Origin of the sequence: Kitasatospora sp. NPDC098652 (assembly GCF_044760155.1) — a bacterium.
GTDB lineage: Bacteria > Actinomycetota > Actinomycetes > Streptomycetales > Streptomycetaceae > Kitasatospora.
On sequence record NZ_JBIWAQ010000027.1, the window covers coordinates 32,061 to 53,675 of the forward strand.

The following is a 21,615-nucleotide window of genomic DNA, read 5'->3' on the forward strand; positions in this document are numbered from 1 at the left end:
CGAAAGCCATCGGAACCGCCTTCCCTCCCCACCCCGCGCGTGTTCCGATGGCCCCATGGGCAACGACTCGCACGAGAACGGCGACGCGCACCAGCAGGACGGGCGGCGCGAGGGCTACGACGGCACGGGCGCGGGCGCGATCACCCCGGACGGCTGCGCGGTGGAGGTGTGGACCCGCCTCCCGGTGGGTGACGCCCCGGACGTGATCGAGGCGGCCGCCCCGCCCGGCGCCCGGATCCTCGAACTGGGTTGCGGCGTCGGCCGGATGACCCACCCGCTGGTCGAGCGCGGCTTCACCGTGACGGCTGTGGACGAGTCCGCCGAGATGCTCGCCCGGGTGCGCCCGGAGGTCCGTACGGTGCGCAGCCCGATCGAACGGCTGGACCTCGGCGAGCGCTTCGACGTCGTGCTGCTCGCCTCCTTCCTGGTGCACGCCAGCGATCCGGCCGTCCGCCAGGGCCTGTTGGAGACCTGCCGCCGCCACGTCGCCGGGGACGGCTGTGTGCTGGTGCAGCGCGAGGGCGAGGACTGGCACCGGAACGTGCCGCGGGAGAGCCGGATCGCCGGGACGGACGGGGTGGTCCGGATCCTCTCGGCGACACCGGTCGGTGCCGGGGTGAATTCGGTCCGGGCGGAGTACGTCTTCCCGGACGGCACCTGGACCCAGACCTTCCTGTCCCGCCCGCTCTCGACGGCGGCCTTCGAGGAGGCCCTGGCGGACGCGGGACTGCGGGTCGAGACGTACCTGACGGAGGACCGCACCTGGGTCCGGGCCCGGCCGGCCGGCTAGCCCGGCGCGGGCCCGGGCGCGGAAACCGACGCCGCCCCGGTGCGAGCCCGGTGCGCAAAGTCCGATTAAAGGGTGAACAAAGAAATGTTACCTTCACCCCGTACCATCGGCCGCGCGCCGGGCCCGTGCGCGGCCCGGGGTCGCGCGGGTCGCGGTCGTCCGCACGCCCGCACCGACCCGCGAGGACCCGCCCATGCCGCACCCCCGCCACGCCCGCCCGATACCCCCGGCGGGTGTTCGGTGATCGACTGGTTCCACGGGGCCGTTCTCGGCCTGATCCAGGGGCTCACCGAGTTCCTGCCCGTCTCCTCCAGCGCCCACCTGCGGGTGTTCTCGGCCCTGTTGGGCTGGGACGACCCGGGCGCCGCCTTCACCGCCGTCACCCAGCTCGGCACCGAGGCCGCCGTGCTGATCTACTTCCGCCGGGACATCGCCTCGATCGTCCGCACTTGGGCGCTGTCGCTGGTCCGCCCGGCGCTGCGCTCCGACCCGGACGCCCGGACGGGCTGGTTCGTGATCATCGGGACGCTGCCGATCGGCGTCCTCGGCAAGCTGTTCCAGGACTCCATCGAAACCCACCTGCGCGACCTGCGGATCATCGGCACCACGCTGATCGTGTTCGGCCTCGTGCTGGCCCTCGCGGACCGCACCCGCGCCGTCCGCCACGCCCGTCCGATCACCGACCTGACCCTGCCGCACGCGGCCGCCTACGGCTTCGCCCAGGCGCTGGCGCTGATCCCCGGGGTCTCCCGCTCCGGCGGCACGATCAGCGCGGGCCTGCTGCTCGGCTACAGCCGGGAGGCGGCGGCCCGCTACTCGTTCCTGCTCGCGATCCCGGCGGTGCTCGCCTCGGGGACGCTGGAGCTGTTCAAGATCGGCGAGGGCCCGGCGCCGGCCTGGGGTCCGACGATCCTGGCCACCCTGATCGCCTTCGCGGTCGGCTACGCGGCGATCGCCTGGTTCCTCAAGTACATCTCGAACAACAGTTTCCTGCCGTTCGTGGTGTACCGGGTGCTGCTCGGCGTTCTGATCATCGGCCTGGTGGCGGGCGGCGTGCTGGCCCCGGACGCGGGCCCGGTGAAGTAGAACGCCGTTCCACCAAGGGCCGGAACGGCCCGGGAAGGACGGTGGGCCGGGAAGGACGGTGGGCCGGGGCACCGACACGGTGCCCCGGCCCACCCGATGCCGACCGGACCACAAGGGCGTGTCTGACAATTCCCGCCGGGCGCGCGACGCCGGGGCACGCACCTCGCCGCGTTGTCGTCAGTCGCCGATGCTCCGCATGGACTCCCTCCTCCGCCTTGCGATGCACGCACCCCAACGCCGCGCGCTGATCCGACGCGAATTGTCAGACACGCCCTACCGCCCGGGCTCCCGGGCGGTCAGCCGGCCGCGAACGGCGGCGTGGACCTCGGCCTCCTCGGCCGGGTCGGCGGCGAGCCTGCGCAGTCGCTCCAGCACACGCGCGTCGCCGGTGGTGGCGACATGGCGCGCGGCGAGCTCGCGGGTGGACTCCTCGCAGTCCCAGAGGCACTCGACGGCGGGCCCCTCGGGGAAGTGCACATCGGTCACGGCGAGCGCCCGGGCGGCGCGGCCGCGCAGTTCGGAGGAGGCAGCCTCCCCGTAGACGTGGCGCAGGACCGGGACGGCGTCGGCGGCGGCCAGCCGCCCCGCACCGTCGACCAGGGACCCCAGCCCGGCACCGCTGACCCCGTGCACGGAGATCCAGCGGCGCAGACCGGCGACCACCAGCGGTGCGTCGGCCGGCTCGCCCGCGTCGGCGAGCAGGCGCACGGCGGTCTCGCCGAGCGCACTGTCGGCGCCCCCGCTGGCCGGGTCGGCCCAGCGGCGGGCCTGCGCCAGCACCTCGGGGCCGCGCATCCGGCCGAGCAGCTCCAACGCGGCCCGGACGATCCGGTCGTCCACGTCAGCTGCGGCGGCCTCGATCAGTTCGAGGGCGGCCGGGTCGCGCTGGTCGACCAGGTAGCGCAGGGCGGCCCGCCGGGCGCCGGGCAGGCCGCCACGGGCGGCCTCCAGCAGGACCGGACGGTCCTCGGGGCGGACCACGGCGGTCAGACAGCGGGCGGCCGCGGCGGCCCGGCGGTCCACGGCGTCGGGGCCGGAGCGGTCCTCGTCGGTACGCACCGGCTCGGGGCGGCTCAGGAAGGCGCCGGCGCCGAGGTCGCCCAGCTGGCCCTGATCGGCCCAGGCCAGGACGTCGGCGGTGGACCAGCCCGGGGTGACGCCGCCGCGGTTGAGCTGCCGCTGCCAGAGGTCGAAGGGTGACTGCTCGGCGGCGGCGGCCACTCGCGGGTGGTAGGCCGCCCAGAGCCGCCAGGGCCTGGGTTCGTAGGCGTTGCGGATGAAGTCGCGCAGCTCGGCGTCGCCCTCCGGGCCCGGCGGGAACCGGTCCAGCACGGCCGTCCCGAGCAGCAGCAGGCCCCGGTCGTCGTCGCGCAGGGCGAGTTCGTCGAGGGCCCAGGCCCAGTTGGCGCCCGTGGCGGCGTACTCGCGCAGCATCAGCAGCGCGTCGCGCCGGCCGTAGGCGGCGAGGTGGCCCAGGACGGAGAGAGCGAGGCCGGTGCGGCTCTCGTCGTCGCTGACGAGGTCCTCGGCGGAGTGGAGGTGGTCCTCGATGCCCTCGAGGGAGGCCTCCAGCTCCATGTAGAGGCGGGCGTAGTAGAGGGAGCGGCTCTCGACCTGCCAGTCGGCCCGCGGATCCCTGGTGACGCATTCCTCCAGCGCGGCGATGGCCTCGGCACGGTCGGCAGCCAGCGCATGGAGCTGCCCGTCACCACGGCCTCGTTGCAGGAGGCCAAGGAGGCTGGCGCTAGGTGCTATCACTGGCTCGAACATGAGGTCAGCATCCGTTGCGGCGGTCGTAGTGGCAACGGGATTTCCGTCGCCGGGGTCTCTGGTCGGTACTGCGGTGGGCGCCCGGGCGCCGGAATCACCGAAGGTTACCGCCTCGGATCCCCTTCCGCACACAGGGCGACAGAGGCCACTGCCACAGTGGCATATGCCAGGGGAATTTTGCCTGCGTTCTGTCCAAACCGCCCACACCGCCCGGGCCGCTGTGCGACAGTCTTCTCACCACCACGACGCCCCGCACACAGGGGGACACACCGAGCGATGGACCCGTCATGAACATGCCCTTAGGCACCGCCCGCCCGCCGGACACCGCCACGGTGGACGGCGCCCGGGCGGGCGCGGACGGCGGCGCCGACGACGGCTCCGACAGCGGAACGGACGGCAGAGTGGACGGCACGGCGCAGGAGCCGTCCGGGCCCTACCTCGGCGGCGGCACCGGCGAGGACCGGCCCGTCGGCTCGGCCGAGTGGGACCTGCTGACCGACGGCGTCCGCTGGGACCAGGCGACCTACCTCCTTCTCGGCTGCGACCCGGGCCACGGCCCGCTCAGCCTGGACCGGCTGCCCGACCGCCTCCCCGAGGCGGACCGGCCGCTGCTGCGCCGGATGATGACCGACGCCCTGGTGCACGGCCGTCCGGCCGCCGGCACCCTGCGGATCCGCCGCCCCGGCGGACGGCACGACCACGTCGAATGCGCGGGCGAGCCCGTGCTCGACGCCGACGGCACCGTCACCGCGCTGCGGATGCTGCTCCGGCCGGCCCCGCCGACCTGAACCCCGGGCCCTTCCCGACCGGCTCCGCCCGGCCCGCACCGTCCGGGCCGGCCCTGCCGACCTGAACCCCGGGCCCTTCCCGCTCCCGCCCGGCTGCGACCCGCTCCGCCCGCGGACCGGCCGCCCGTCTCACGACGGCCGCGGCCGGTTCTTCGCGTCCGCCGCCCGCAGCTCCCGCCCCAGCTGGGCCCGCAGCTCGTCCACCACCGGCAGCCCCCGGTACCGGGCGGTCAGCCGGTACATCTCGCGCAGCCGGTCCCAGGTGCGGTGCGAGGAGTTCTGGCCGATCAGGTTCATCACCATCTTGGCCTGGAACTCCGCCGCGTCCGGCTCCCCGGTGATCCAGTGCACCGAGGCCAGGGTGATCCGGTCGAACAGCGCCGAACGCAGCTGCCCGGTGCCCTCCCGCAGGGTGATCACCCGCTCCGCGTGCCGCCGCGCCAGCGGGGCCGCCGCCGGGTCGTGCTCGGCCAGGGTGCGCAGCACCAGCGCCTGCATACCGCGCAGTTCGGCCTCGTCGAAGACCTGCATCCAGGTCGGCGGCGGCGCCGGCGCGTCCTCGGTGAAGAGGTCCTCCGCCTCGCCGAGCAGCCGGTAGGTGTCCTGGGAGTGCCCGATCGAGGCGTGCGCCCAGGCCTCAACGGTGTTGAACATCGCCTGCGTTCTGGGCAGCAGCAGGCCGCCGCCCGCCTTGGCCGCCGACATCAGTTCGATCGCGTCGTCGGCCCGGCCGAGGTGCACCATCTGCCGGGCCGCCCGGGAGATCGCCTCGCCGGCCCGCGGCCGGTCGCCGGCCTCCTTGGCCGCCTCGGCCGCCATCATGAAGTACTTCTGGGCGGTGGGCTCCAGGCCCACGTCGTGCGACATCCAGCCGGCCAGCACCGCCAGGTCGGCCGCGACCAGCCACAGCCGCTGCGCCACCACCGGCGCGTGCCGGTGCGTCAACAGGCCGCCGACCTCGTTGAGTTGGCCGACCACCGCCTTGCGCTGGAGCCCGCCGCCGCGCGCGGCGTCCCAGGCCCGGAACACCTGCACGGAGCGCTCCAGCGACTCCACCTCGTCGAGCCCGACCGGGCCCGCGTCGTACACGTCGACCACCGGGCGCGCGCCGCCCCCGGTGACCACCTGGCGCGGGCCCGGCAGGGAGGCCGCGTACGCGACCGCGTCCCCGCCCAGCCAGCCCTTGAGGGAGTCGGCGACGACCGCCCCGGCCGTGAGCGCGGCTCCGGCGCCCACCAATCCACGTCGGTTCAGCATGAGGTCCATTCCCGTGAACTCGGTGAGGACCGCGGCTGTTCGATCCGGCGACCACGGGACTGCTGCGGACGGCTCCGCTCCGGACCTGGTGGGCCGGTGTCGTTCCAGACCGAGGTCCTCAGTGGTGACGACACGTCCGAGCCGCTCCGTGAACACGGCCGCCAGCACCCTCGGCACCGGATCGCGCGGGATCTCCCCCTGCTCGATCCACCGCCGTACCCTCGACGTGTCGGTGGACAGCTGCTGCTGACCCATCGCGGCACCCCGACGGTTGACCAGCCGGGCCAGTTCGCCCTTGGACCATCCGGTCAGGACGAACAGATCGGCGAGTCGGGTGTTGGGTTCCCTGCTCAAATGAAGCCCCCAGGTTCCTCGGCACCTCCGAGGCTAGAGGCTCCGGCAAGTGCCAGGCGAGCATTCGCCACCGTTCGCCAGGGCCCGCCAGACTACTAAGCCAGTGCCCGACGGGTGTGTTGTAGGGATGCGCCACCTCGCCCCTCGGGTCGGGCGGCGTCCCACCAGCGTCGGGGCGGTCCCCCGACCGTGGCACGGGACGCTCCCGGTCATCACCCGAGGGGGTGGCGCGGCCGGGTGGCGCGGGGGCGCCGGGCACGGCCACGGCAGTCCGGGCGACCGCATTCCCCAGGGTGCGGACGACCGGGACGCCGTCGAACAGGGGTTTCCGACCCCTCGTCCGTGCCCGGCGCCCGCGCACCACCCACCGACCGAAGCAGGGCCGCCGTCACGCCAGGAAGCACGCGGCACCAGCCCTCCCCCGCCCCGCGGGGCGAACCCGCAGACGGACCGGAAGGGACCACCCTCAGCCCATGTACTCCTCAGCGACGACCCCCACGCCGACCGCGAGCCGCACCGCGCTGCGCCCCCCCACCGCAGCCACCGGCCGTCCGGGGCCCAGGCAGGTGCCCCCGGCGAGCCGTCCGGTGGCCCCGCGGGGCACCGAGGGCCGGGCCGCGGACGCCCGGGTCCCGGTCGGCCGCACGGCGCTGGGACTGCGCACCCCCGAGGCCGCCCCGCCGGCGGCCGGCCACCGCCTCCCGCTGGCCCGGCAGGCCGACGGCCAGGTGCTGCGCACCCGGCGGCCCGGCCAGCCGGTCGGGCCCGAGCGGATCGACCCGGCGGCGCTGCAGACCCCGTCGGTACGGGCCGCGCTGGGGAGCATCGCGCGGATATGTCCGGCGTTCACCCCGCGCCAGGTCCTGCGCGAGGGCAGCCGCCACATCCTGGTGGCGGGCACCATCGGGCGGGCGCCGGTGGTCGCCAAGTGCCTGGCGCCGCAGGCGGTGCGGAGTGAGTACTTCGAGCAGCTGGTGGCCGACTTCCACCACGAGGTCGCGGTCTACCGGGCGTTCGTCCGGCACCGCCCGCCGGTGCGGCTGCCCCGGCTGGTCGCGGCCGACCACGACCGGTGCGTGCTGGTCATGGAGCGGGTCCCCGGCCGCCCGGCCGCCCGGGAGCGCCACCCGGTCAACGCGCCCACCCCGGGCGAGGTCCGCGCCCTGCTCGGCGCCGTCCGGACGCTGAACCTCTGGCGGCCGCCGAGCGACGTCTTCCAGCCGCGCCTGGACTACCAGTTGGAGATCTCCCGCTACCACTCGGTGGGCCAGCTCACCGACCGGGACGCCGGCGACCTGCGCGGCCTGCTGCACGGCCTGGGCAACACCCCGCTGCAGCTGTGCCACGGCGACGCGCTGCTCAGCAACATGCTGCTGGCGCCGTCCGGGCCGGTGCTGGTCGACTGGGAGCAGGCCGGCTGGTACCTGCCGGGCTACGACCTGGCGGTGCTCTGGAGCGTGCTCTCCGGCGACACCGCCGCCCGCCGCCAGATCAGCCAACTCGCCCAGAGCGGCGGCACCCTGGCCCGGGACGCGTTCCTGGTGAACCTGGTGCTGGTGCTGATGCGGGAGCTCCGGCTGTACGACGTGCCGGGCGCCGGCGAGGAGCAGCGGATCATGATCCGCCGGCTCTACGACGACGCCGCGCTGGCCCGCCGCGCGGTCCGGGCGGCGGTCGGCACCCGCTGAGGCCTCCGCCGAAGCCCTGCTGGCCCTGTCGGCTCCGCTGCCCCCGTCACCGGCCCTGGCGCACCGCGCCGCGGCCGGTGACGCTACGCCCTGGCGCCGTGCGCCAGGGCGGCCAGGCCGGCTGCGTCCAGCACGGCCTCCTCGGGCGCCAGGTGCACCCGGCTGCTGAGCACGTCCCGCAGGTAGCGCTCCAGCGGGTGACGCCGGCTCAGTCCCGGGTTGCCGGTGAGCGCGACGGCCTGCTGGACGGCCGCGGTGGCGGCCCGGGTGGCCAGCAGGTGGGCCGGCCCGGTCCGGGCCACGGCGTCCGGCTCGCCCCGGTCCACCCGGGGGGCCAGCCCGTGCAGCAGCTCCTCGGCACCGATCAGCTGGGCGTCGATCTCGCCGAGGGCGGCGCGGTAGCGCGGCAGGGTGCCGAGCGGCTCGGTGAGATTGGCCGGAGTGCGCTGGTTCAGGAAGCGGACCAGCCAGGCCTCGGCGGCCCGGGCGACCCCGACCGCCACCGCGGCGAGGGCCAGGTCGTGCCAGGCGCGGGCGAGTTCGGCCTCCTGCGCGCCCTCCCGGTCGGGTGTGCGCAGCCCGAGCCCGAGTTCGAGCGGGACCCGCACCGCGTCGAGGACGACGTCGTGGCTGGCGCTGGCCCGCAGGCCGAGCTGGTCCCAGGTGGGGTCGATCTCCAGGCCCTCGCTCTCGCCCCGGACCAGGAAGGTGCCGACCCGCGGCTCGGGTTCGTCGGTCCGCGCGGTGACGGCCATCCAGGCCAGCGCCTCGGCGCCGGTGCAGTACGTCTTGCGACCGGTCAGCAGCCAGCCCTCGTCGTCGCGTCGGGCCACCGTCCCGAGCGGCTCGTCCGGCCGGCCGCCGGGCTCCGCCCGCAGCGTGTTGACCAGCGCGGGCCCGCGCCGGGACTCGCTCAGCAGCCGCCGGTAGCCGGCCGCCGGCCAGCTCGCGCGGCGGGCCTGCTCGGCGTGCTGGAGCAAGGTGAAGGCGGTGACCACGGCCACCGAGGCGTCCCCGCGGCCGAGTTGGGCCAGCACCCGGACGGTGTCGGCGAGCGTCCCGCCCGGTCCGCCGTACCGCTGGGAGACCGTCAGGGTGAGCAGCCCGGCCTCGTGGACGGCCTCGATGCCCTGGTACGGGAAGGTCGCGTCGCGGTCGTGCTCCTCGGCGCGGGCGGCGAGCAGGTCGACCACCCGGGGCAGGCCGGCCAGGGCGGCCTCGACCGCCGAGCGGTCGGACTCGGTGGCCGCGGCGGCGCCGGTGGCCGTCGCCGGTCCGGCTGCGGCACCGGAGGCGGCAGGTGCGGCGGGAGCGGCGGGTGCGGGCGGGACGGGTGCCGCCGGCCGGGCGGGGCGGGCGGGGGCCGCCGGACGCGCGGGCGGGGCGGTGGGTGCGAGATGGCCGGAATCCGACGGCTCGGTTCGGGGACGATCGTTCGGTGAACGGTCGTCGGCGGCGATGGTCGTCATGGGACTGGTGCCTCCGGGCGGCAGCATGGGCTCAGCGGGTGCGGACGGCACGCCGTACGGGCGCGCGGACGGGCCGGCGGCCCCGGAGGCCGGCCCGCGGCCCACCCCCCGGTCTCGGCGCCGACCCGGTCCGGTCGGCTGCCCACCGCCACGGGGGCGAGATCCCCCCTCAGTGGCCCGGACACACCCCGCCGGCGGTCCGGCACAGGTCCAGATGCCTGCGACGGGTCAACAGCGGGAGACGGCACGGCATGTTCGCGACTGTACGAACCGGTGATCGATACCGTCAAGCAGCGTCCGAGCCCTGGCCGGGCCCCGACCCCGGGCCCCGACCGGGCCCCAACCGGGCCGCGGGCAGGCCGGGGCGGTGTCGGTCAGCCCTGCTGGAACATGTCGGCCGGCAGCGGCTTCAACAGCTGATACAGGTCGTCCGAAATCGGTCGGTCCCAGGACGCGATGGTGACCAGCACCCCGTCGCTGCGGCCGAACTGGGCGCAGAACACGCGCTCCTCGCTGACCTTGACCTTCTGCACGATCAGCAGGTCGTCCCCGAGCATCACCGGGAAGTCCTCGGCCGAGGTGAACTCGACCGGCTCGTCGTTCTCCAGCGCCGCGAGCAGCTGCCGCACCTCGAAGGGCACCTCGTCGCCGGTGTCCCGGGCGGGCGACCCCTCGGGGAGGTTGCCGATGAACATCGCCGGGCCTCTGCCGCCGAACAGGTCGTAGCGCAGGAAAATCCCCTGGCAGGAGCCGTCCGGGCCGGTCATCATGGCCGCACCGAAGTCGCCGGGCCAGTCACCCGGGTCCATCGCGAGCACGTCGAAGTCCGGGCCGGCGGGCTGTCCGGAGCGACGGCGGAGAAAAGACATGGGAACATCGTACGTGTCCGGCACACCACACTCGCGAGGCGGGTGGGGCACCGACGGGGGACGGGCGGGAGGTCGACGCTCAGAGACCAATGTTGACTCTGAGCAACCGTCCGGGCTACGTTCGGTTCAGCACGACAGCCGTTCTGGGTTTCACCCTCCGGGGGGACGGCATGTCGCAACGCGGCCCTACACGCGTATCCCTCACTGTGCACCTGTCGTGCCGAACTGCCGAGCACCCAGCTTCGTCGTCGCACACAGCACAAACACACAAGCCAACAGTTCCATCGCAGTTCCGTGCAACAAGAGCCAGATCCGCGGGGCCCCGGCCCGTCGCTCCCGTGGATCTGCTCGGGACGCCGCCGCGTGGGGGCGTGCGGGTCCCGAGCAAACGGTGCCGTCAGCCGAGTCGCTCTCGGCGGTGGCGCCAGCCTCCCGGCGACTGCCGGCCCCTCGTGGGCCGGGACCGGCCGACGCACCCCGGTGCGCAGGGGATGACTGGGAGGTATGGCCTGGCAGTGCTGCCGGGCCGCAACAGCAGGCGCCGTGTCTGGCCGCGTGGGGGCGGTGGGCACGGCGTCTGCCTGTGCTCATACTCTGAGCTGCGTTTGTCTAACAGTCAACAGAAATTCTGACGGGGCACGCTCAAAAGATCATCAGTTGTGATGTTCGGTATGTTCGGTACCGGAATCAGCGACCCGACCGACCCGGGCTGACCAGGCCGTCCCAGGCCGACCCGGCTGGCCCGGACACACCGACGGAGCGGACCCGGACGCCGCACCTCTTCCTGCAGCTCGGACCGCTCCGCGGGTGCGCCCGGACGGCGCGGACGATCAGGTGAGGTCGAACTCCCCGTCGCGGGCGCCAAGTACGAAGGCCCGCCACTCGGCCGGGGTGAAGACCAGGACCGGCCCGTCCTCCTGACGACCGTCCCGCATCCCGATGTACCCGTCCACGAACGCGATCTGGACGTCCCCGACGCCCTGGCTGCTGCACAGCCACTCGGCCCCGGTGAAGTCCACCTTCGGCTTCCCGTTCCGCGCGAGCTCCGGCTCGGCGCCGACCGTCCCGGTGTTCGCCCCGGTGTCCGTACCGCTGTTGACTGCCACTGACCGATCTCCTCCCGACGGCATTCCAGCGCCAGCCTAACCACAGCCAGCGGCCCCGGTCAGCGGGTTGGCGAGGTCGCCCCCGACGCCGGCGCCGCGACTTTGCCACGTCCGCGCCGCGTCCGCGCCACGTCTCCCGCCGTACGGGGCGGAGGGCCGGTGGAGGAGCGGTCGGGGCCCGGTGGGGCGTGTCCCGCCGGACCGGGCCGCGGGCAGCTGCCAGAGTGCTGCCAGGGCGCGTACGGTCCCGCCCGCGCCCCGCCCACCACCCCGCCCGCCACCTCGACCCAGGGAGCAGCCGATGAGCCGCCGGGACGGCACCCGCGCCGACGTCATCCCCATCTCCGACGCTCCCTCGGCCCACCCGCCGGCCCCCCGCACCCCGCCCTCGCCCACCCCGCTGCCCCGCCCCACCCCGGCGCGGCCCCCCACGCACGGCCGGGTCGGGATCGTGCTGGTCTCGCACAGCCAGGAACTGGCCACCGCCGTACGCTCCCTGGCGCTCGCGCTGACCGGATCCGACTCCCCCGCGCCGGTCGCCGCGACGGGCGGCGACCCGGCGGACGGACCGGGCATCAGCGCGGTCCTGGTGGCCGCCGCCACCCGGCGGGTCGACCAGGGCCACGGCGTGGTGGTGCTCGCCGACCTGGGCGGAGCCGTCACCACCGTGCGGGCGCTGCTCTCGGACGCCGACGAGCACGGTCTGCCGTTCCCGGTCCGCTTCGCGAACGCGCCGTTCGTGGAGGGCGCGGTGGCCGCCACCGCGACCGCCACGGCGGGCGGGGACCTGGCCGCGGTGCTGGACGCCGCGGAGGAGGCCTACCGGCAGCACAAGGGCTGAGGCCCGTCACACGGGTTGAGGCACATCACGAGGACCGAGGCCCGTCGCAAGGGCTGAAACCCGCCGGGCCCGCTACGGGCGCTCCCGGCCCTCCCAGCTGAACACCGCCGGGCCCCGGCACTCCAGCGCGTGGCGCAGCCGGTCGTGCTCGAAGTCGAGCATCGGCGGCAGCTCGTCCAGCCCGAACCAGCCCACCTCCAGCGACTCGTCGTCGTTCACCCGGGCCTCGCCGCCGACCGCCCGGCAGCGGAAGGTCAGCTCCAGGTACTGGGTCACATCGCCGTTCGGGTAGTGGACCGGACGGCTGACCGTGGCCGAGGCGAGCAGCTCGGGCACCACCTCCACACCGGTCTCCTCCAGGCACTCGCGCACCACACCGTCGGCAGGCTGCTCGCCGGGGTCGAGGATGCCGCCGACCGACGCCCACCGGCCGTCGTCGGCCCGGCGGGCGAGCAGCACCCGTCCCCGGTCGTCCACGACGACGGCGGCGACGGCGCTCAGCCAGAGCGGACGGTGGCCCACGAGGGAGCGGAGTTCGAGGAGGAAGGGAGGGATCGCCATGCGACGCAGCCTATCCAGGCCGCCGCGCGGGCCTCCGGCGGTCACCGCCACCGGCCGCTCGGGCCGGTCGGGCCGCTCGGGCCGCTCGGGACGGTCGGGGCCGCGGGAAACGCATTCACCGGAGAGGGGGGAAGGGACCGTCGTCCGGAATTGCGGGAGAAGGGGGTGCGGGATTGTCTGATGAGATGAAATTCGGTCGTTCTGACCAAATTCGCTTATCTGTTGATACATCTGTTGAAAAGTTGATCGGCCCACACCGGACCGTTCGACCGGGCGTCCGACGGAGTGACCGCGAGGGCTCCGTCAGAGCGTGGCACCCCGCCGCCGGACCACCCCGAAGGCGATCCGGCCGAGCAGCAGGACCCCTGCCGCCAAACAGCCGGCCACCGCCATCGCCCACGCCGGACCGTCACTGTCCGGAACGATCACGGCCACCACGATGCCCAGCACCAGACAGGCCACACCCGCCACCGCCAGCGGAATCCGGTGGGTGACCAGGGCTCCGCCGCTGCACGCGCGGTTCCACCGGGTCGCCCCGTGCAGGTGGAAGTGATCACGGTCCGCATCTGCCATGAGCCCAAGGTACCCCGGGCGAGCCCCCGAGGCAGCCCGCAGGGAGTGAAGGCCGGCACACCCTCCGCAACCGCCCGTCCGGAGGTGCTCCAAGCCTGCTGACGCGTGTACGGGCTCCACAATCAGTCCACGAAAAATCCTCGTCCCCCCGGTACAACCATCCGTCCGGTGCAGGGGTCTCAATGGCATCGAGTGATCCAGGAGCCGTTCACGGGACGGGCGAGAACCCCACCGCGAACCGGAATACCCAGGGAGCGGAGCCGCCGCCCCCTGGAGCCGGAGGCCGGGCTCCGTCCTCCGGCGGTACCGCCACGCCGCTCGGCGACCAAGGGGGAACCGTTGCCGCAGACCCAGTCCACCCCATCGACCGCCACAGCGCGCGCCAGGCCCCGGCCTGGCCTGCGCCCCCTCCCACCCACCACCGGCTGCGCGTCCGACCACCACGGCGCCGGCCGACCCCGTCCGGCCGTCGAGACCAAGCGCCTCGACGCGGGCCGACTCGACGCGGGCCGACTCGACGCGGGCCGGCTCGAAACGGTGCGGATCGAGAAGACCCGGGTCGAGCCCACCCTGCTCGACCCGACCCGGTTCGACGCGGGCCGGCTCGACCCGACCCTGCTCGACTCGACCCGGCTCGCCGCCAAACGCCTCGACACCAAACACCTGGAGACCGAGCAGGTAGACGCGAAGCACTCCGCGAAGGAACAGCAGGACGCACGGGGCGAATGGCTGCGGTTCGCCCCCGTACAACCGCTGTTCCGGGCCCGGGCCGCCCAGCGACTCGCCGTCCTCGCCTACCACGGGGTGACCGACCACCGCTCCTTCGGCGCCCAGCTCGACCGGCTCCGGCGGCTCGCCACCCCGGTCTCGCTGCAGGCCGTCCTCCAGGCGGTCACCGAGCGGCGGCCACTGCCGCCGCGCAGCGTCCTGGTCACCTTCGACGACGCCGACCGGAGCGTCCTCACCCACGCCCTGCCCGCCCTCGACGCCCGTGGCATCCCCGCCACCGCCTTCGTCATCTCCGAACTCATCGGCACCGAGCGCCCGTTCTGGTGGCACGAGGCCGACTTCCTCGCCCGCCACGGCGGCCGCGCCCGCTCACTCGACTGCGGCCACCCCTCCCAGCTGCTCCCCCGGCTCAAGGCCATGCCCGACCCGGACCGGCGCCGCAGCCTGCACGAACTGCGGGTCAGCGCCGACCGCCGACCGCCCCGCCAGGAACAGCTCACCCCGGCCGACCTGCTCGCCCTGCGGGACGGCGGGGTCGCCATCGGCAACCACACCCAGGGGCACCCGTGCCTCGGCCGCTGCGACGACGCCACCGTCCGCGCCGAGATCACCGGCGCCCACGAAGCCCTCACCCACTGGCTCGGCGAACCCCCCGCGGCCTTCGCCTACCCCGACGGCGGCCACGACCCCCGTGCTGAAACCGTCCTGCAGGAGCTCGGCTACCAGCTCGGCTTCCTCTCCGACCACCGCCTCGGCCCCCGACTCCCCTCCCACCCCCTCCAGATCAGCCGCCTCCAGGTCGACTCCACCACCAGCACCCGCCGCTTCGACACCATCCTCTCCGGCCTCGAACCCGCCTACCGCCGCTGGCGCCGCCAAGAGGTGGCCTGACGGGTGACACCGCCGCGCGGGAAGTCGACCGGGCGACTCCCCGCGCGGCGCGGCGCGGCGCTCTGCTACACACCCCGCCCTGCCTCCCAGGCAGGCCCGCTGCCCGAACGGCACCACCGCCGCGCTCGAGAAGTCGGCCCGGCCGACGTCCGGCGACCAGCGCGCACCACTCAGCCCCCGCACGGGAGACCGAATTGCGGCCCCACCTCCTCACGGCAGGGCGCTGCTTCATGAAAAGTCGGCCAGGCCGACTTCCTGTGCGGCGCGCAGCTGCGGAGGCCGCAGCACCCCAGCCACCCCACAGGCACACGAGAAGTCGGCCAGGCCGACTTCCGGTACGGGGTGGCCACGGGCATCGCAGCAACGGATCGACTTCGAAGTGGGGGCACGTGGCCAGCAGGGAGATCGGGTTGATGCCCCGGCGAACGAATTCAGCCGGTCCCTGCTGCGCAGGACCGGGGAAGGGTGGCGTCAGAGCCTGGACCCGCCGCATCGGCCGCCCCGGGCGCCTCACGGGAGCCGTGCAGCGGCGGGCAGTCGGCTAGGCGCGGCCTGGGCGCCCAGGGGGGTCGAACCTCTCAGCACACAGCGTCGGCCGGGTCGACTTCCTGTGCGGCGGGCGCCGTGGCAACAAGTCGACATTGGGACGCGCGCTCGGCCGGCGGAGGATCAGGGCGGGCGAGGATCGCTCAGCACCAGGGGGATGCGGCACCGCAGAGCGCCTCAGGACCGGGGGAAGCCGGCCTGGCCGACTTCCCGTGCCGAGTGCGGTGGGTCGAAGGGCGATTCCGCCCCCGGGCGCCGAGCAGGCGGCGGCCGGGTGGCCAGGGGCGGGGCCCCGCAGCACGCAAGGTCGGCCGGGTCGATTTCCCGTGCAGGGTGTAGTGGCGCCGTAGTGCGGTTCCGGCCCGGATGTCGAGCGGACAGCACCTGGGTGACCAGGGGCCGAGTCCTGCAGCACGAAAGGTCGGCCGGGTCGACTTCCTGTGCAGGCGCCGGGGCCATGGCCCCGGAGTGCGGAAGCACAGAAGCACCGGAGGAGGCGCCCGGCGGGCGGCGGCCGTGGTGCACCGGAAGTCGACGGGGCCGACTTTCTGTGCGCCGGAGCCCGTAGGGGCCGCGCCCGGGTGGGCCATTCGGCTGCGGCCCCAGGGGCGGGTGGGGTCAGGCGGGGATCGGGGTGAGGGTGAGGCCCTGGGGGTAGAGGGTGGCGGTGGGGGGGAGGGTGGCGGGGGCTCCGGCGTGGAGGACGGTGAGGGTGCCGCTGCCGGTGCGGGCGGGGTCGGCGACGCGGCGGAGGGCCTGGGCGGCGACGGCCTCGGCGGAGCCGTGGAGGACCAGACCCGGGGCCGCGGTGGGGGCGACGGCCGCGCGGATGCGGTCGGCCACGAGTTCGTAGTGGGTGCAGCCGAGCACCACCACGTCGGTGCCCTCCGGAGTCCGGGCGGCCGCGTCGGCGACGGCCGCGGTGATGGCGGCGTCGTCGCCGTGTTCGACCGCGTCCGCCAGGCCGGGGCAGGCGACCTCGGTGATCTCGGCGGTGCCGCCGAAGTCACGGATCAGCCCGCGCTGGTAGGCGCTGCCGGTGGTGGCGGGGGTGGCCCAGATCGCGACGCGGCCGCCGAGGGCGGCGGCGGGCTTGATCGCCGGGACGGTGCCGATGACGGGCAGGCCGGGTTCGAGTTCGGCGCGCAGCGTGTCGAGCGCGTGGACCGAGGCCGTGTTGCAGGCGATCACCAGGGCGTCGGGGCCGAGGGCGGCCGCGGCCCGGCAGCAGCCGAGGGCCAGCTCGGTGACCTCTTCGGGCGTGCGGGGCCCCCACGGCATCGAGGCCGGGTTGGAGGAGAGCACCAGATCGGCGTCCGGGCGCAGCTCCCGGATCGCGGCGGCGGCGGCCAGCAGGCCGATTCCGGAGTCCATCAGTGCGATCTTCACGAGGCAAGACTTTAGTCGATCCACCCCTCGCCGCCGGTTCTGCGGCAGACTGCCGGGGTGACCGTGCTGCTGTGGATCGCCGCGTTCTCCCTGCTGGTCTGGCTCTGGCTGGCGTGCTGCCACGGTTCGTTCTGGCGCACCGACGTCCGGCTGCCGCCGCGCCGTCCGCCGGCCCGGTGGCCGGAGGCGGCGATCGTGGTGCCGGCCCGGGACGAGGCGCCGGTGCTGCCGGTGAGCCTGCCGACGCTGCTGGCACAGAAGTACCCGGGGCGGGCGCGGGTGATCCTGGTGGACGACCACAGCTCGGACGGCACCGGCGCGGTGGCGGCGGAGCTGCGGACGCTGGACGGGCTGGAGCTGACCGTCACCACCCCTCCCCCGCTGCCCGAGGGCTGGACGGGCAAGCTGTGGGCGCTGCGGCACGGGGTGGAGCTGGCCGGCCCGGACGTCCAGTACCTGCTGCTGACGGACGCGGACATCGCGCACGGCCCGGACTCGCTGGCCGAGCTGGTCGCCGCGGCCGAGTCGAACGGGCTGGACCTGGTGTCGCAGATGGCCCGGCTGCGGGTGGAGACCGGCTGGGAGCGGCTGGTCGTGCCGGCCTTCGTGTACTTCTTCGCCCAGCTGTACCCCTTCCGCCGGAGCAACCGCCCGGGCGCGCGGACGGCGGCCGCGGCGGGCGGCTGTTCGCTGGTGCGGCGGGAGGCGCTGGAGCGGGCGGGCGGGGTGGCGGGGATCCGGGGCGCGGTGATCGACGACGTGTCGCTGGCCCGGTCGGTGAAGTCCTCGGGTGGGCGCACCTGGCTGGGCCTGGCCGGGGAGGTGGACAGCGTCCGCCCGTACCCGCGGCTGGAGCAGTTGTGGCGGATGGTGTCGCGCAGCGCGTACGCCCAGCTGCGGCACTCGCCGCTGTTGCTGCTGGGGACGGTGCTGGGGCTGGCGCTGGTGTACCTGGTGCCGCCGGTGGCGCTGGTGGCCGGGCTGGTGGCGGGGGCGCCGTGGGTGGCGGCGGCGGGCGGGGCGGCCTGGGCGTTGATGGCGGCCACCTACCTGCCGATGGTCCGGTACTACGGGCAGCCGGCCGTGGCCGTGCTGCTGTTGCCGTTCACCGCTTCGCTGTACCTGCTGATGACGGTGGACTCGGCGGTGCAGCACTGGCGCGGCCGGGGCGCCGCCTGGAAGGGCCGGACCTACTCCGGGACGTAAGCCGGGAGGGGGCCGGGAGGGGGGCCGGGACATGAACCGAAACGTGAGCCGGGAGGCGGGAAAAGCCGGGCGCGGCGGGCCGCTCTCGGCCCATACTGCTCGGATGGACCGTCAGCGGATCTCCCGGCTCGCCCACGCCCACCACCCGATCGCGGCGCCCCTGTCGGACGGCTCGGTGTCCCGGCTGCTGGAGCGCGCCCTGGGTGGGCAGGACAGCGGCCGGGTGCTGGACCTCGGCTGCGGGGAGGGCGCCTGGCTGCTGCGGGCGCTGGCCGCGCGGCCGGGCTGGCGGGCGGTGGGAGTGGACGTGGACGCCGCGGCGCTGACCCGGGCGAGAGAGGCGGCGACGACGCTCGGCATGGTGCGCCGGATCGGCCTGCACCACCGGGACGCCCGGGAGTTCACCGACCGCGAGCCCTTCGACCTGGTGCTCTGCGTGGGTGCCACCCACGCCTTCGACGGGCTGCTGCCCACGCTCGTGGCGGCCCGTGAACTCCTGTCGCCCGGTGGGCGGTTGCTGGTCGGTGAGGGGTTCTGGGAGCGGGAGCCGTCCCGGGCCGCGCTGGACGGGCTGGGCGCCGCCCGGGGGGACTTCGCGGACCTCGCGACGACCACCGACCAGGTGCTCGCGGAGGGTTGGACGCCGGTGTACGGACACGTCAGCTCGGCGCGGGAGTGGGACGACTACGAGTTCTCCTGGACGGGTTCGCTGGCCGAGTGGGCGCTGGACCACCCGGAGGACCCGGACGCGGCGGCCGCCCGCGAGGCCGCGGCCGAGCACCGCACCGGATGGCTGCACGGCTACCGGGGGACGCTCGGCTTCGTCACCCTGCTGCTGCGCCGGGACTGAACTTCCCTTCCGGCAGGGCTACTTCTGCGTCCTGGCGAGGAAGTCGTCGATCAGCGGGGCGATTTCGGGCAGCTTCTCCTCCAGGGCGAAGTGCCCGGTGTCGAGGACGTGCAGTTCGGCCCCGGGCAGGTCGCGCAGGTAGGCGCGGGCGCCGGCCTCGGTGAAGAACGGGTCGCTGCGCCCCCAGATCACCAGCGTGGGCGGCTGCTCGGCGCGCAGCCAGGCCTGCCAGGCCGGATAGAGCTCGACGTTGGAGAAGTAGTCGAGGGCGAGTTCGACCTGGATGCCCTTGCGGCCGGGCAGGTCGAGGAAGTGCTGGTCGAGGAAGTGCTGGTCGAGGGTCCAGCCGTCGGGGGCGACCAGGCTCGGGTCGGTGGTGCGCCCTCGTACTGGCCGCTCGTCAGCTCACTCATGCTAACCATTAAAGAGCATCTGAACGGTTAGGCACGGGCTGGTGGGGTCCGGCGAAGGCCCACCAGCAGCGAGCTGACCGATGATCACCTGCCGGTCGTGGTCCGGTGGCTCTTCACCTGCTCCTGCTGCACCAGGTAGTCGAGCACCTCGGGCATCGCCTCGACGCCGCCGGCCTTGGTCGGCGAGGTCCGGTACTCGCCCTGGACGACCACCGTCGGCAGCTCGTTGATGCCGTAGCGGACGAACTGGGCGGCCGCGTCGTCCACCGACTGCCGCACCTCGGCGGAGCGGTAGGCGGCGTGGAAGCGCTGGGCGTCGACACCGTGGCGCACCGCCCAGTCGGTGGCGGCGGTCTCGGTGGTGAGGTCGGCGTGGTCGGAGTGGATCGAGCGGAAGGCGCTGACCTGGAGCCGGTCGACCAGGTCGAGGCGCTCCAGGGTGTAGTACAGCCGGGCGTGAGCGCGCTGCACGCCCTCCTCCGGACTGCCCGGCCAGATCGCCGGGACCCGGCGGAGCGCGACGTCGGAGCGGTGCTTCTCGGCCCAGGCCTCCAGCGGCTGCTCCAGCGCCTGGGAGTGGCCGCAGTCGTACCAGAAGAACTCGACGGCCTCGGTGCGGGTGTCCTCGCGCACCGGTTGCGGGTGGTCGAGCTTGACGAACTGCGCTCCCTCGGAGGGTGATTGGTGGGTCACCGCACCGGCCTGGACGGGGGACGCGGCGATCCCGGCGGCGACGGCGAGCAGGACGGTGGACCGCAGCAGCGACTTCGAGTTCACACCGGGCAGTGTGGTGCCGACGCCCCGTTACCGGCGAGTCGGTACGTAGCGGCGGGCCCGGATTCGCCCGAACGGCGTAACCGGGCCGCGGCTCAGCTCGGCGGGCCGCCCCTCCACACCTCGGCGACCAGCCGCTGCCAGTCGTCCACCACCGCGCCCAGCTCGAAGTGCTCCAGCGCGTGCGCCCGGGCGGCCGCGCCGAGGCCCGCGCGGTTGCAGGCCAGCACCTTGGCCAGCGCCTCGGCCAGTGCGAGCGGGTCCCCGGGGGCGACCAGCGCTCCGGTGGCGCCGTCCCGGACCACCTCGCGCACCCAGCCGACGTCGGTGGCCACGGCGGGCACCCCGGCCAGGGCCGCCTCGATCAGCGCCCCGGGCACTCCCTCGCTGTCGCTGGTGAGCAGCAGCGCGTCGGCGGCCCGGTAGAGCGGGGCCGGGTCGGGCAGCGGGCCGAGGAAGTGGGCGCGGGCGGCGGCCGGGTGACGGGCCAGGGTCTCCAGCAGCGGACCGTCCCCGGCGACGGCCATCCGGACGTCGGGCAGCCGGTCGAGCACGTCGAGCGCGAGGTCGAACCGCTTCTCGGGGGCTATCGCACCGATCCAGGCGACCAGCAGGACGTCGGCGGGCAGGCCCAGGGCGTGTCGGGCGGCGCGCCGGTCGTCCCGGCCGTCGGCGGGCGGATAGCTCTCGGCGGCACGGGAGTTGGGGATCACCCGGACCTTGCCGCCGGGCAGCTCGAACTGCTCCTCCAGCACCGCGCGCGCCTCGTCGGTGAGCGTGGTGACGGCGGCGGCGCGGTGCATCAGGGCGGCCCCGCGCAGCCTGCGCAGCCGGTTGGCGGTCCAGTAGCGGGGGTGGCCGACCGAGACGTAGACGAAGGGGGTCGGGGTGCCGGCCAGGGCGAGGGCGCAGGCGGCCAGGGTGTCGGAGCCATGGGCGAGCACCACGTCGGCGGCGCGGGCGGCGGAGCGCAGCGCCCACAGGGTGCTCGGGCGCAGGCGGCCGGGGCCGAGGACGGCGGCGGCGCGCAGCCGGGCGGTGTCGGGGCAGCCCTCGCCGCAGGTCCCCGGGACGGCCGTCCCCGCGGTGCACACCCCGGTCGTGCCCGCACCCGGTCGGGCGGGCGGTACGGCCGGGTGCGGGGCGAGCGCGCACAGCGCGGAGGCCTGGCCCCGGCGGCGCAGTTCCCGGTGGAGGTCACGGGCGAAGTTCTGGGCGCCGCCCCGGCGTTCGTCGCTGATCAGGTGCAGGACACGCGGGCGGGCTCCGGCCGAATCGGCCGCCGTAGGGTCGGGCATGGACCGACCTTGGCACAGCGCCCCGCGCCGTACAGCCCCTTCGCGCAACCTGGTGGTGGCCCGTGCGCCCGCGCCCGTACACCCGGTGTGCGCTGAGGACCCGCCGTCGTGCGCCGGTTGCGACCGCCGTGCGCCCCGCCTCGCCCCCTGCCGCTCCGCGGGGCCGCCCTTCGCTCCCCCGCACGCCGCGTCGGGCACCGGCTCACGCCGCCGGGAGGGGGCACCGGGAGGCCGCACCGGCGGGCCGCAGCAGCGGGTCACACCAGCGGCTCGCACCGGCGCGTCACACCAATGGGTCAACCGCGGGCCGTCGGCGGCCCGACCGCCGGTACGCGGAGGGCCCGTACCCCGCCCCGGCGCACCCGCT

The 21,615-nt window shown here is 74.8% G+C and carries 20 protein-coding genes; 8 read left to right on the forward strand and 12 right to left on the reverse strand.

What is annotated here, in order from left to right:
- Nucleotides 1–55 precede the first annotated feature (55 nt).
- Entirely contained in the window at nt 56–790 is a 735-nt protein-coding gene (locus tag ACIQWA_RS35815) for a class I SAM-dependent methyltransferase (RefSeq protein ID WP_402489952.1), read from the forward strand.
- A 243-nt stretch (nt 791–1,033) separates the two neighbouring features.
- The gene (locus tag ACIQWA_RS35820) at nt 1,034–1,876 is read left to right on the forward strand and encodes an undecaprenyl-diphosphate phosphatase (RefSeq protein ID WP_402490060.1); all 843 of its coding nucleotides are present in this window, start codon (nt 1,034–1,036) and stop codon (nt 1,874–1,876) included.
- A gap of 273 nt (nt 1,877–2,149) precedes the next feature.
- Here ACIQWA_RS35820 and ACIQWA_RS35825 read toward each other — a convergent pair whose 3' ends face one another.
- Nucleotides 2,150–3,646 (reverse strand): HEAT repeat domain-containing protein, encoded by a 1,497-nt coding sequence (locus ACIQWA_RS35825; protein ID WP_402489955.1) that lies wholly within the window; start codon nt 3,644–3,646, stop codon nt 2,150–2,152.
- A 287-nt stretch (nt 3,647–3,933) separates the two neighbouring features.
- On the opposite strand from ACIQWA_RS35825, the gene ACIQWA_RS35830 reads away from it, so the two are divergent.
- A complete protein-coding gene (locus ACIQWA_RS35830) occupies nt 3,934–4,434 on the forward strand; it encodes a PAS domain-containing protein (protein WP_360243554.1) in 501 nt (166 codons plus the stop codon).
- A gap of 129 nt (nt 4,435–4,563) precedes the next feature.
- Here ACIQWA_RS35830 and ACIQWA_RS35835 read toward each other — a convergent pair whose 3' ends face one another.
- On the reverse strand, nt 4,564–6,045 hold the full coding sequence (locus ACIQWA_RS35835; protein WP_402489958.1) for a hypothetical protein: 1,482 nt from the start codon (nt 6,043–6,045) through the stop codon (nt 4,564–4,566).
- 473 nt (nt 6,046–6,518) lie between these two features.
- Here ACIQWA_RS35835 and ACIQWA_RS35840 point away from each other — a divergent pair, with 473 nt between their 5' ends.
- Nucleotides 6,519–7,733, forward strand: a complete 1,215-nt coding sequence (locus ACIQWA_RS35840) for a phosphotransferase (protein WP_360243559.1) — start codon at nt 6,519–6,521, stop codon at nt 7,731–7,733.
- An 83-nt stretch (nt 7,734–7,816) separates the two neighbouring features.
- Here the strand turns inward: ACIQWA_RS35840 and ACIQWA_RS35845 are convergent, their stop codons facing one another.
- The 4 genes from ACIQWA_RS35845 to ACIQWA_RS35860 form a co-directional block, all read right to left on the reverse strand.
- The gene (locus tag ACIQWA_RS35845) at nt 7,817–9,202 is read right to left on the reverse strand and encodes an acyl-CoA dehydrogenase family protein (protein ID WP_402489961.1); all 1,386 of its coding nucleotides are present in this window, start codon (nt 9,200–9,202) and stop codon (nt 7,817–7,819) included.
- Between the two features lie 169 nt (nt 9,203–9,371).
- Nucleotides 9,372–9,455, reverse strand: a complete 84-nt coding sequence (locus ACIQWA_RS35850) for a putative leader peptide (protein ID WP_360243587.1) — start codon at nt 9,453–9,455, stop codon at nt 9,372–9,374.
- A gap of 121 nt (nt 9,456–9,576) precedes the next feature.
- Nucleotides 9,577–10,071, reverse strand: coding sequence for a hypothetical protein (locus tag ACIQWA_RS35855; RefSeq protein ID WP_402489964.1), 495 nt, complete (start codon nt 10,069–10,071; stop codon nt 9,577–9,579).
- Nucleotides 10,072–10,901: 830 nt separating this feature from the next.
- The gene (locus ACIQWA_RS35860) at nt 10,902–11,090 is read right to left on the reverse strand and encodes a DUF397 domain-containing protein (protein ID WP_360243590.1); all 189 of its coding nucleotides are present in this window, start codon (nt 11,088–11,090) and stop codon (nt 10,902–10,904) included.
- A gap of 388 nt (nt 11,091–11,478) precedes the next feature.
- On the opposite strand from ACIQWA_RS35860, the gene ACIQWA_RS35865 reads away from it, so the two are divergent.
- Entirely contained in the window at nt 11,479–12,018 is a 540-nt protein-coding gene (locus tag ACIQWA_RS35865; protein WP_402489967.1) for a PTS-dependent dihydroxyacetone kinase phosphotransferase subunit DhaM, read from the forward strand.
- A 72-nt stretch (nt 12,019–12,090) separates the two neighbouring features.
- Here ACIQWA_RS35865 and ACIQWA_RS35870 read toward each other — a convergent pair whose 3' ends face one another.
- On the reverse strand, nt 12,091–12,579 hold the full coding sequence (locus ACIQWA_RS35870; RefSeq protein ID WP_402489970.1) for an NUDIX hydrolase: 489 nt from the start codon (nt 12,577–12,579) through the stop codon (nt 12,091–12,093).
- A gap of 303 nt (nt 12,580–12,882) precedes the next feature.
- Nucleotides 12,883–13,152, reverse strand: a complete 270-nt coding sequence (locus ACIQWA_RS35875; protein ID WP_402489973.1) for a hypothetical protein — start codon at nt 13,150–13,152, stop codon at nt 12,883–12,885.
- A 339-nt stretch (nt 13,153–13,491) separates the two neighbouring features.
- Here ACIQWA_RS35875 and ACIQWA_RS35880 point away from each other — a divergent pair, with 339 nt between their 5' ends.
- Nucleotides 13,492–14,772, forward strand: a complete 1,281-nt coding sequence (locus ACIQWA_RS35880) for a polysaccharide deacetylase family protein (protein WP_402489975.1) — start codon at nt 13,492–13,494, stop codon at nt 14,770–14,772.
- A gap of 1,164 nt (nt 14,773–15,936) precedes the next feature.
- Here ACIQWA_RS35880 and ACIQWA_RS35885 read toward each other — a convergent pair.
- Nucleotides 15,937–16,707: a glutamate racemase gene (locus tag ACIQWA_RS35885; protein WP_402489977.1), complete on the reverse strand. Its 771-nt coding sequence runs from the start codon at nt 16,705–16,707 to the stop codon at nt 15,937–15,939.
- Nucleotides 16,708–16,764: 57 nt separating this feature from the next.
- Here ACIQWA_RS35885 and ACIQWA_RS35890 point away from each other — a divergent pair, with 57 nt between their 5' ends.
- Nucleotides 16,765–17,913 (forward strand): glycosyltransferase, encoded by a 1,149-nt coding sequence (locus ACIQWA_RS35890; RefSeq protein ID WP_402489979.1) that lies wholly within the window; start codon nt 16,765–16,767, stop codon nt 17,911–17,913.
- Nucleotides 17,914–18,016: 103 nt separating this feature from the next.
- Entirely contained in the window at nt 18,017–18,763 is a 747-nt protein-coding gene (locus tag ACIQWA_RS35895; RefSeq protein WP_402489981.1) for an SAM-dependent methyltransferase, read from the forward strand.
- 18 nt (nt 18,764–18,781) lie between these two features.
- Here ACIQWA_RS35895 and ACIQWA_RS35900 read toward each other — a convergent pair whose 3' ends face one another.
- The 3 genes from ACIQWA_RS35900 to ACIQWA_RS35910 form a co-directional block, all read right to left on the reverse strand.
- Nucleotides 18,782–19,126 carry an alpha/beta fold hydrolase gene (locus tag ACIQWA_RS35900; RefSeq protein ID WP_402490065.1) on the reverse strand — a complete coding sequence of 115 codons (345 nt, stop codon included), beginning with the start codon at nt 19,124–19,126 and terminating at the stop codon, nt 18,782–18,784.
- Nucleotides 19,127–19,260: 134 nt separating this feature from the next.
- Entirely contained in the window at nt 19,261–19,953 is a 693-nt protein-coding gene (locus ACIQWA_RS35905; RefSeq protein WP_402489984.1) for a thiol:disulfide interchange protein DsbA/DsbL, read from the reverse strand.
- Between the two features lie 92 nt (nt 19,954–20,045).
- Nucleotides 20,046–21,248, reverse strand: coding sequence for a glycosyltransferase family 4 protein (locus ACIQWA_RS35910; RefSeq protein ID WP_402489987.1), 1,203 nt, complete (start codon nt 21,246–21,248; stop codon nt 20,046–20,048).
- Between the last annotated feature and the right edge of the window lie 367 nt (nt 21,249–21,615).